A 10,521-nucleotide genomic window follows, 5' to 3' on the forward strand; every position below is an offset into this window, starting at 1 on the left:
AGCTATGGACGCCGTTGTCCATAAAGAGATTTCCCAGAATCAGGAATTCTCTTATTACTAAAAATACTCATCGAAATGAACGAGATTTAGTACCGGATAAGCAATTGATATGCCAAGGTGGAATGTGTCGTTTAGACGGATTTTTTAAATGCTATAAGTGATTGATTCTTATATATTTAAATAAAAGTGATTAGAGGTGTTTGCTGATTTAAAATCGTGTGAGCAAGGGCTGGCCCTATCAGTCTGGCGCACGGTTATGATGCAAAATAAAGCGATTGCACCAGAATAGGTCTTGGATAATGAAGTGAGATTTTGGTCTGAGTTATAGCTGTTTTCAGGAAACAAACAGCAGATAGATCAGGATGATATTGGCAAACAAGGAGCAGATTGCCAGCCATTGCCATTTCACCAGCCTGGCACGGCCAATCAACGGCGTGCGTGGAATCACTAACGGTTTCAGTTCACCATGTTCCAGCGCCAGCAGCATTTCTTCGGCGGTTTCAAACCGGTCCTCAGGTTTTCTGGCAATCGCCTTGAGAATCACGTTTTCCAGCCAGGCCGGGATCTCGGGCCGGTAACGGCTGGGTTTGATAGGCTCGCCAAATCGCGGTGACTGGAAAGGCTCGATCTCGCCGTAGGGATATTTGCGCGTCAGCAAATGGTATAGCGTGACGCCAGCGGCATAAATATCTGCCTGCCGGTCAGCTACTTTGCCGTCAAACAGTTCCGGCGCCATAAAACTTGGCGTGCCCGGGTTTTCCATCTGCTCTGGCATGGGCAGGGTAGGGTTCAGCGCTACACCTAAATCTAGAATCCGCAAGCGGGTATCACTGCCGATATGCACATTAGCCGGTTTGATGTCGCGGTGCACAATATTCAGGCGGTGCAACATGCTCAAGCCGCGCAACAGATCCTGCCCGATATTGGCGACACCATTCATGGTGAAATGATGCCCGGCATCCAGCCGTTGCTGCAAGGTCGAGCCTTCGTGCCAGGTCATCACATAATAAAGCGCGCTGCGCTGTTCCAGCGTCAGCGGCAATATCTGCGGCACGCATTGCGAGACCACGCGTTTACCCAGCCATTCTTCGTTTAACAGTGCTTCGCAGCTTTCCTTGTCATCGGCGCGGGAGGGTTGCAGCGTTTTTAAAACAAACAGCTGTCCGGCGGAATTCTTGACCTGGTAGAGGATACTCAGGCGCGAGTCATGAATGACCCTGGTGACGGTAAATCCATCGATCTGGCTACCGACAGCAAGTTTAGGCGGTAATGGCAGGCTGAGCGCATCGGCCAGCATATCGGTCAGGTGATCCTGGCCCACACTTTCAATATTGACGATGACGGCTGAGGCATTATCCTGGCCGCCTTTTTCCACCGCCAGCGCGGTCAGGTATTCCGCCACCATTTGCGGTGAGTGGTACAGCATCAGGGCTCTGTGGATTTCGGCATCGCCAACCGCATCCCACACGCCATCGCTGACAATGGCATAGACATCGTCGGGTTGCAGCAGGCCTTCGGCGTAATCCACGGTCAGCTGGTCATCCAGACCGACCGCACGTTTGAGCACATGCCGCATATCCGGCCTGTCCCATACATGGTCCGTGGTCAGGCATTGCAATGACTGTTCACGCAGACGGTAGATACGCGTATCGCCCACATGGGCGAGCACATAGCGTTGACCGCGCAACACCAGCATGGACAAGGTGGTTGCCATGCCCGCCATCTTGCTGTCCTTGCGTGCCTGCGACAGTACCCACAGGTTGGCCGCCTGCACCACCTTGTCCAGCGCATGCTGTACGGTCCAGGTTTCCGGCGTGGCATAGTAATCCGCCGAGATGCTCCTGGCGGTCATCTCCGACGCTTCGGCACCACCCGCACCGCCACTGACACCATCGGCGACCAGCATCAGTGCGCCCTTGATCGCCTGTTGTGACTCGGATGGGGTGACCACAGTGACATAGTCCTCGTTACGCGGCCGCGGGCCGATCACGCTATGTTCACCCACTTTAAAAACAAGACTCATATGCCGGTTATTTTAATAGATATTTGGATGTGAGTTTGCTGATGCTAATGGCTTGGTCATTTTTATACCTTGGCTGCCGTTACGCTGGAAGCACCCCAGGTGGTCCGCCAGCGGTTTTTCACGCCAGTCAGGCCTACCAGCGCCAGGATGGCTAATCCGGCAAAAATGATCAGGCCTACCTGATAGCTGCCGGTGATCTGCTTGGAGTAACCCAGGCTGGAAGCCAGGTAGAAACCGCCTATGCCACCGGCCATGCCTACTAGGCCGGTCATCACACCAATCTCCTTGCGGAAACGCTGTGGTACCAGCTGGAACACCGCGCCGTTACCCATGCCCAGGGATGCCATGGCCAGCACAACGACGCCCAGCCCGGCCATTTGCGTAGCGATACCAAAACTCAGTATAAACAGGAAGATAGCTGCCAGTACATACATAGTACTCAGGGTACGGATACCGCCGATACGGTCAGCCAGGTATCCACCAAACGGACGCACCAGGGAACCGGCAAATACGCAGGCAGCAGTAAAATAACCGGCATGCACAGGGTCCAGGCCGTACTGGTCATGGAAATAAATGGTCAGCGAAGAAGCCATGCCGACAAAGCCACCGAAGGTCACGCAATAGAACAGCATAAACCACCATGCGTCCTTGTCTTTCAGCACAGACAGATACTGGGACAATGATTTAGGTGCCGGTGTATCCGGCGCATCTTTGGCAAACACGGTATACACAATCAGTGCCAGCAATAGTGGAATCAGCGCCAGGCCAAACACATTGTTCCAGCCGAACGCCACCGCCAGGCCAGGCGCAAACAAGGCTGCCAGTGCCGTACCGGAGTTACCCGCGCCAGCAATGCCCAATGCAGTGCCCTGGTGCTCAGGCGGATACCAGCGCGAAGCAAGCGGCAGCGCCACTGCAAATGCAGCACCGGCAAAGCCCAGGAACACGCCCAGCAACAATGCTTGCTGATAAGTATGTATGCCATGCAACCAGGCAGTTAACAATGCAGCCAGCACAATCACCTGGCCAATCAGGCCGGCCTTTTTAGGCTTGAGCTGGTCTACCAGCACGCCCATGACGATGCGTAACAATGCGCCGGTAAGGACCGGCGTTGCCACCATCAGGCCTTTTTGTGCCGGATTTAATTGCAGGTCGGCAGCTATCTGCACGGCCAGCGGCCCCAGCATGACCCACACCATAAAGCTCAGGTCAAAATAAAAGAACGCTGAAAACAGCGTAGGCTTGTGGCCTACCTCCCAAAAACTCTTTTTCATGTTTATCTCCGGTTAATTCAAAATAGCATATCTGTGGCTGGTACCTGCGCTTAATTACCTAAGTGTCATTTGCGCAAATACCAATCAATTCTTTTTTAATTGGCATTCACTGCCTGTAAATAGTCAAACTGCTCTAGCGCCTGCAATGTCTTTGCGCTATTGGCCATTTTCACCACTTCACCGACCACTATCATGGCCGGGCTTTTCATCTGGTGCTGGTGACTATACAGAGGCATGGCTTCAATGGTGCTGACCAGTGCTCGCTCATCTTCACGAGTGGCGCTTTCAACCACCATGCATGGCATGGCGGGTGACATGCCGGCGGCAATCAGTTCACGGCTGATGTCAGCCAGGTGCTGCATACCCATATAGATGACCAGCGTGGTATTGCTTTCTACCAGTGCGCGCCAGGGTAATGGGCCGCCATCCTGGGTATGGCCGGTCACCAGCGTGACACCATGATTCAAGCCTCTATGCGTGGCCGGTACGTCCATGCTGGCGCAGGCACTCAGGCCGCTGGTCATGCCGGGAATCACCTCATAGGCAACGCCTGCTGCGCGCAAAGCCAGCATTTCTTCACCGCCACGGCCAAACACAAACGGGTCGCCTCCCTTAAGGCGTACCACTATTTGTCCTTGTTCAGCCAGCGCGATCAGCATGCGGTTGATAAAGGGTTGCGGGGTGGACTTGCAGCCGCCACGCTTGCCCACGTGCACGATACGTGCCTGCGGGCAATGCGTGAGCAGGTCCGGGTTGACCAGGTCATCGACCAGCACCACTTCAGCTTGCTGCAAGGCTTTGATGGCCTTGAGTGTGATCAGGTCTGGGTCACCGGGTCCGGCACCTACTAAAAAAACTTTTCCGGCTGTAGTCATCGCTTATTCCTTACATTAAAACAATCAAAAGGTGTACATGGCGGTCAGCCATAATTTCTCGGTATCGTGATAACGGCCACGGATACCGGCGGCATTGCTGGTCGTGTTTGCAGTCGCGGCAAACTCGTCGCTTTCACTGTATTTGCCGTATTCAAACTTGGTCATCCAGTGCTTATCCACGTTCCAGGTTACGGCGGCGTTCCACTCAGTACCGTAACGGCTGCCGGTACGGCTGGTGCCGCCATTGACTGTGAAAAAGTCTTCATCGGCGTCCAGCACGTGATAATCAGCAAAAAACAAAAAGTCCCCGTAGCGGTAAGTGGCTGTCACAAAGCTATCCTTGATCCCGGCACGTGGCGTCACCAGGAATTTGTCTACCCAGCCCTGGAACAGGTGGTTAGTACCAAATGGCGTCTGGAAAGCATAGGTATTGTTGTTGCTGGACAATAACTCCTGGTCCAGGCGAAGGTTGAAATTGTCTATGCCAAAGCCGCCACCCAGTTTGTAATAATGGGCATCGATGCGGTTATCACCGTCCTTGTAGTCTGACTGTTTGGCATATTCGGCGGTGTAATGCGCGCGGTAGTTCGGGGTGAAAATATGCGTGCCATCCAGGCGAATGCCTATGGTTTTGTTTGACTGGTCTGCCAGCAGGTTAGCGCCACCGGCACCGAACCAGGCATTGCCCAGGCCGAGGTTTTCAAAATTGCTGAAATAGCCATAACCGACCAGGAACTCGGTAGGGGAAATACGGTAACGCGCATTGACCACTTCCAGGTTGCCGCTGCGCTCGGAAGTGAAAATCTGGTTCACTTTGTCAAAGTGCGCAACAAACAGCTCGGTATCCGGGATGGTTTTATTGAATACGGAAACACCGTCAAATACCTGCATGACCTGGCGGAAAGCAATATCACCGATAAACCGCACGTTATCCAGGTTGACTTGCTGGCGGCCGGCACGCACTCGGGTGTTCTTGATCCCGGTCCAGTCCACGTATAACTGGTTGATATCGGTATGGTCAGGGTCTACCACTTTGGCATATTCAATCTTGCCATTGTTATTCGAGGCGCCATTGAGACGATAACTGTTGCTGCCGTCGTTAAAGTCATCCGTCAGCTGGCTGACATTGATCAGTTGCGCTGCAAAGCTCCAGTTATGGTATGGCGCTGTCTGCCAGCCGATCAGGCTGCGCAGGGTCAATGCGTTGGCATCCTTGAGCTCGCGTGTCCGTGTCGGGTTAGGCGTGTTGGCAGCATTGGTAAAAGTACCTGGCTGCAAGCCCTCCTGGTCCACAAACTCGTAACGTAATCTGAAACTGGTCATATTCTTGCCGGTTTTAATCGCATCCATAAATGTATATTCAGGTAAAACTTCTTCTTCAGCCACCACTTGCATGCTCATTGCTGCCATCAATACTGCCAATGAGACTTGACGCAATCGTTGGTAAGAGTTAGCTTTCATGTTGTTGCTCCTTTGCTTAAGTGGGTAACCATACTTCGATGAGGTATGCGGTGCTGCCGGGTTGCCGCCCGTCAGCACCACTTTTATTTATGCCGCCTTTTTGGCGTGTCTTTCATATAAAAACTTCAATACTTCACTACGCAGATGCGTATAGGCCGGGTCTTCGACCAGCTCCAGCCGGTGGCGCGGACGCGGTAGATCCACTTCCAGGATTTCGCCTATGGTGGCTGCCGGGCCGTTGGTCATCATGACGATGTGGTCAGACAGCAACACTGCTTCATCCACATCGTGCGTGACCATGACCGCAGTACAACCCGAACGGGCCATGATATTCATCAGCTCATCCTGCAATCCGGCGCGGGTCAGTGCATCCAGCGCGCCAAACGGTTCATCCAGCAAAAGCACCTTAGGTTCCATGGACAGGGCGCGGGCGATACCCACACGCTGCTTCATGCCGCCCGAGATTTCATTCGGGCGTTTATCGATGGCGTGGCTTAAGCCCACCAGTTCCAGTGCGGCAGTAGTGCGTTCAGCCAGTTGTGATTTACTTTCATGCTCACCAAACACACGTTCCACTGCCAGGTACACGTTTTCAAAACAGGTCAGCCATGGCAGCAGGGAATGGTTCTGGAACACGACCGCACGCTCCGGGCCAGGTTTGGCGATTTCACGCCCAGCACAGAACAGGTAGCCTTCAGTCGGTTGCAGCAGCCCGGCAATCAGGTTGAGCACGGTGGATTTGCCACACCCTGAGTGGCCGATGATGGAGATAAACTCGCCTTCGCGGATATCCAGGTTGATATCTTTCAAGGCCTGGAAGCTGCCTTTTTTTGTTTGAAACGTCATATTGACGTTTTCGATCAGGACATAACGTTCTTGCAATGCGGTTGTCATCATGAATTCCTTTATGGGTTTATTGTGATGGCTTATTCGTAGCTGTAGCGTTTAGCTGCCAGTACCAGCAACTGTTCCAGCAACAAGCCGACAATGCCGACGATAAAAATGGCGATGATGATGTGCTCTACATTCAGGTTATTCCACTCATCCCATACCCAGAAACCAATGCCAACACCGCCGGTCAGCATTTCTGCTGCCACAATCACCAGCCAGGCGGCACCGATAGACAGGCGTACACCGGTCATCATGTAGGGCATGACATAAGGCAGCAGGATTTTGGTGACCACTTTCCATTCCGACAGGTTGAGCACCTTGGCTACGTTCATGTAGTCCTGTGGCACTTTGCTGACGCCGACGGCGGTGTTGATGATCATTGGCCACACCGCAGTGATGAAAATCACCCAGATCGCCGCCGGGTCAGCCGCTTTGAATACCAGCAGACCTATAGGCAACCAGGCCAGGGGAGATACCGGTTTCAACAGGCTGATGATGGGGGCTGCCATGCGCGACATGAATGCGTAACGGCCAATCACAAAGCCCATGGGGATGCCGACAATCGCCGCCAGGGCAAAACCGGTCGCCACGCGTTTGAGCGAGCTGAGGATGTTCCAGCCTATGCCCATGTCGTTCGGGTTATTGATATAAAACGGGTCGCTAAACAGCTCGACTGCCGACTGCCAGGTTTTCACCGGGCCAGGCAAGCCTTGCGTCAGGGCTGCCACCGTCGCCCAAATGGCACCGAATACCAGTAAGCCAATCACAGGCGGCAACAACCATTCAAATACACGTTTGGTGGTTGCCGCCCATGCGCTCCGCCGCTGCAACGACGGAGTGGCTACTGCAGCTGTGGTCGAGAGAGGGATAACCACAGCAACAACGGGTTGTGCAGGCGCTGATTGCACAGCGTCCTCGCTTGTCTGTATCATTTTTTCCTTGTTAAAGCTGACGACACTCATGGTGACTCTCCTTAAGAATTAAGCTTTAACCTTGAAGCTGTTGGCATAGGCTTTCGGGTCTTTACCATCCCATACCACGCCATCAATCAGCTTGCTGCTGCGCATAGGGTCTGTCGGCACGTTAATGCCCAGCGCCTTGGCGGCTTCGGTGTAGATATCAATCCGGTTCACTTTTTTCGCCACGCCCAGGTAATCCGGGTCAGATTTCAGCAGGCCCCAGCGTTTATGCTGAGTCAGGAACCACATACCGTCAGACAGGTAAGGAAAGTTGACCTTGCCGTCGTTGAAGAACTTCATGTAGTTCGGGTCTTCCCATTTCTTGCCGATGCCATTGTCGTAATGGCCTAGGAAGCGGCCTTCAATCACCTCTTCCGGTGCGTTGACATACGCTTTACCTGCAATCAGTTTGGCGACTTCAGGGCGGTTTTTGGTTGCATCGATATAGCGGCAGGCTTCCAGGATGGCCTTGGTCAATGCCAGTGCTGTATTCGGGTGCTTGGCGACGAAGTCGGCGGTAGTGCCCAGGGCTTTTTCCGGATGATCGACCCAGATATCCTGCGAGGTCGCTGCGGTAAAGCCTATCTTGTCGTAAATGGCACGCGCGTTCCATGGTTCACCCACGCAGTAGCCATCCATATTGCCTATGCGCATATTGGCAACCATTTGCGGTGGCGGCACAACGATGGTTTTCACATCCTGCATCGGGTTGATGCCGTAAGTCGCCAGCCAGTAGTAAAGCCACATGGCGTGGGTGCCGGTAGGGAAAGTCTGGGCAAAGGTAAAGTCGCGGTTTTCGTTATCCAGCAGGCGTTTCAGGGTCGCGCCGGTGGTGGCGCCTTTTTCCTTGAGCTGGTTGGCGAGGGTGATGCCCTGGCCGTTATTGTTCAGCGTCATCAGCAGGTTCATGTCTTTTTGCTGGCCGCCTATGCCTAGTTGTACGCCATAGAGCAGGCCATACAGCACATGTGCCGCATGCAGTTCACCGTTGACCAGCTTGTCACGCACGCCAGCCCAGGAAGCTTCTTTCGACGGCACAATCTTGATGCCGTATTTTTTATCAAAGCCCATTTGTGCCGCCACAATGATAGGTGCACAGTCAGTGAGCGGAATAAAGCCGACTTTCACTTCGGTGATTTCAGGTGCATCTGAACCAGCTGCCCAGGCCTGGCTGCGGATGGCAGACGGCACCATATTCATCATGGCGGCAGCACCAAATGCGCCGGCCAGTGTATGCATAAAGAAATGACGGCGCTGGCTATCCACTGACTCGGGCTGAGGCGGTGTTGCGGGTTGTACCAGGTCTTTTTTATCGGAACTGCTCATTTCTGCTCCCTTGAAAATAAATGAATATGAAAAATGAAAAACAAAAAAGGCGTCCTGATGGCATTGCTTTCGCGATACCATCAGGACGCCTTTGTCCTGGAAATACACTAATTAAACATCACACCTGGTCATCCATCAGAGCCATTATCGCCGTTGACAATGGCACCCGTTTCCGTGGTGCTTAAGTGTCATCTAGCAAGCGGTATGCCAACTGCGAAAAATGCGGGAAAAGTGGCGATTTCAGAAAGAAAAACCCGCTGCAAGGGCGGGAGAGAGCGGTTTTAAGCGATATGCATCGCACTTATTCAGTGCGCATGCACCATCAAATGTAGCAGTCAGGAGGGGAGTTTTTGCTGGGTCAGGACGTTTTCAGCGACATCAATGATCTTGCGTTTTTGCTCCATGGCGAGGTTGCGCAAGGTCTTGTACGCTTCCATCTCATCAATACCCAGCCTGCTCATCAACAGGCCTTTGGCACGTTCAATTTGCTTGCGTTCTGACAGCGCTTTGCGGGTGTCGGACAACTCGCCTTCCATGTCGGCAATCTGCCGTGATTGCTGCTGTAACAGGCTGATCATGGACGCCATGGGATAAGCTTGCGCGCTGTCGTGCGCATGGAAACTCAATGCACTTTCGACCGGGATGGACAGATTAAAAAACGTGCCATCCAGCGTGGTATTGGGTGAGGCTTTGGCGGTGATGGCTTGCAAATATTCCTGGGTATATTCCAGGTCATGTTTGGCCTTGTGGGCGAGCACTTCCAGCATGTCGTGCATTTTCTGGATCAGCTCGCATTGCAGTTGCCAGATGCTGGCCTGCTTTTGCGAGCATAAATCGAACCAGATATCCGCATCACTGGGCTTGAGAGGTTGCTGGTCTTTGGCGGTGGTGAGTTTGGTGCGCAACTGCTGATGCTGCCGGAAAAGGCCGGAAACCTGCAGGGTATTCCACGAGGCACGTAACTCGTTATTGCCAAACTGGCAGAATAATTCTGTGTGTCTGTCCTGCTGTGCAATCAGTTCCAGCAAGCGTTGCTGGTGCGCCAGTTGCACGCTGCCAGAACCAAAGATGTAAGAGCCCACTGCGCGTTCCTGCCCGGCAAACTCCTTGGTTTGTACCAGGTTATACAGGGTGAGCAGGCAGGTGGAAATCTTGCTGTTGACCGAGCTGTCCGATATCTCGAAAATCAGCGCGATCAGGCTACTGATCAGGCGGCTGTAGGATTCTATGCAATCCGCGAACGAGATTTTCTGCAAGGTCACCTGGTGGCGCAAAGAGACCAGCTGGTCAAAGCCCAGCAATATCCACGAAATCAGTGTCAGCTGCCTGGCATCGGTTAACAGGTCCAGGTGTAAATGCTGTTGCAAGGCTTGCCTGAAGCCAGCTTCTGTTGCCTGGTTTTGAGTAATGATATCGGCGCGCTCGGGCGCAAACCGTTTTCCGGCCGAGGCCAGGTAAAGGCAGCTGGCACCGCGTTCTGCCTGCACCTGATGAATGATCTGGCCTATGCTCTCGACAAATTGAATGCAGGTATCGAGGCGCTCAAGCTCTTCGATATGCCTGATTTTTGCCAGGACGATGGTTTGTTCGGGGGAAATATCTGTACTCATTACTAAAAACCTAAGCAAAAAATGTGCACGTTTGCCATGCACATTCATTTTCTATTTAAAACGGGGCTAAGCAGGCTGTATAAAAGGGGAACCTGATACGAG

General features: G+C 53.0%; 8 protein-coding genes. All 8 read right to left on the reverse strand.

From position 1 onward, the window contains the following. Positions 1 to 334: 334 nt before the first annotated feature. The 8 genes from ACFQ2T_RS13955 to ACFQ2T_RS13990 all read right to left on the reverse strand — a co-directional run bounded on the left by ACFQ2T_RS13955 (position 335) and on the right by ACFQ2T_RS13990 (position 10,419). The gene (locus ACFQ2T_RS13955; RefSeq protein WP_379035473.1) at positions 335 to 2,023 is read right to left on the reverse strand and encodes a protein kinase domain-containing protein; all 1,689 of its coding nucleotides are present in this window, start codon (positions 2,021 to 2,023) and stop codon (positions 335 to 337) included. 62 nt (positions 2,024 to 2,085) lie between these two features. Next, positions 2,086 to 3,297 carry a nitrate/nitrite transporter gene (locus tag ACFQ2T_RS13960; protein ID WP_379035475.1) on the reverse strand — a complete coding sequence of 404 codons (1,212 nt, stop codon included), beginning with the start codon at positions 3,295 to 3,297 and terminating at the stop codon, positions 2,086 to 2,088. Positions 3,298 to 3,392: 95 nt separating this feature from the next. Further along, positions 3,393 to 4,172 (reverse strand): uroporphyrinogen-III C-methyltransferase, encoded by a 780-nt coding sequence (gene cobA / locus ACFQ2T_RS13965; RefSeq protein ID WP_379035477.1) that lies wholly within the window; start codon positions 4,170 to 4,172, stop codon positions 3,393 to 3,395. 24 nt (positions 4,173 to 4,196) lie between these two features. Then, complete coding sequence (locus ACFQ2T_RS13970; RefSeq protein ID WP_379035479.1) at positions 4,197 to 5,633, reverse strand: alginate export family protein; 1,437 nt, start codon at positions 5,631 to 5,633, stop codon at positions 4,197 to 4,199. A gap of 87 nt (positions 5,634 to 5,720) precedes the next feature. Continuing rightward, the gene (locus ACFQ2T_RS13975) at positions 5,721 to 6,527 is read right to left on the reverse strand and encodes an ABC transporter ATP-binding protein (RefSeq protein WP_379035758.1); all 807 of its coding nucleotides are present in this window, start codon (positions 6,525 to 6,527) and stop codon (positions 5,721 to 5,723) included. Positions 6,528 to 6,559: 32 nt separating this feature from the next. Beyond that, on the reverse strand, positions 6,560 to 7,486 hold the full coding sequence (ntrB, locus tag ACFQ2T_RS13980) for a nitrate ABC transporter permease (protein WP_379035481.1): 927 nt from the start codon (positions 7,484 to 7,486) through the stop codon (positions 6,560 to 6,562). Between the two features lie 18 nt (positions 7,487 to 7,504). Then, positions 7,505 to 8,809 carry a CmpA/NrtA family ABC transporter substrate-binding protein gene (locus tag ACFQ2T_RS13985; protein ID WP_379035483.1) on the reverse strand — a complete coding sequence of 435 codons (1,305 nt, stop codon included), beginning with the start codon at positions 8,807 to 8,809 and terminating at the stop codon, positions 7,505 to 7,507. A 335-nt stretch (positions 8,810 to 9,144) separates the two neighbouring features. Beyond that, complete coding sequence (locus ACFQ2T_RS13990) at positions 9,145 to 10,419, reverse strand: nitrate- and nitrite sensing domain-containing protein (protein WP_379035485.1); 1,275 nt, start codon at positions 10,417 to 10,419, stop codon at positions 9,145 to 9,147. Positions 10,420 to 10,521 lie beyond the last annotated feature (102 nt).

Source organism: Methylophilus flavus, assembly GCF_042678905.1.
Lineage (GTDB): Bacteria > Pseudomonadota > Gammaproteobacteria > Burkholderiales > Methylophilaceae > Methylophilus > Methylophilus flavus.

Coding starts and splice junctions, on each gene's coding strand:
- ACFQ2T_RS13955 (WP_379035473.1), bottom strand. CDS start 2,023: ATGAGTCTTGTTTTTAAAGTGGGTGAACATAGCGTGATCGGCCCGCGG.
- ACFQ2T_RS13960 (WP_379035475.1), bottom strand. CDS start 3,297: ATGAAAAAGAGTTTTTGGGAGGTAGGCCACAAGCCTACGCTGTTTTCA.
- cobA (WP_379035477.1), bottom strand. CDS start 4,172: ATGACTACAGCCGGAAAAGTTTTTTTAGTAGGTGCCGGACCCGGTGAC.
- ACFQ2T_RS13970 (WP_379035479.1), bottom strand. CDS start 5,633: ATGAAAGCTAACTCTTACCAACGATTGCGTCAAGTCTCATTGGCAGTA.
- ACFQ2T_RS13975 (WP_379035758.1), bottom strand. CDS start 6,527: ATGACAACCGCATTGCAAGAACGTTATGTCCTGATCGAAAACGTCAAT.
- ntrB (WP_379035481.1), bottom strand. CDS start 7,486: ATGAGTGTCGTCAGCTTTAACAAGGAAAAAATGATACAGACAAGCGAG.
- ACFQ2T_RS13985 (WP_379035483.1), bottom strand. CDS start 8,809: ATGAGCAGTTCCGATAAAAAAGACCTGGTACAACCCGCAACACCGCCT.
- ACFQ2T_RS13990 (WP_379035485.1), bottom strand. CDS start 10,419: ATGAGTACAGATATTTCCCCCGAACAAACCATCGTCCTGGCAAAAATC.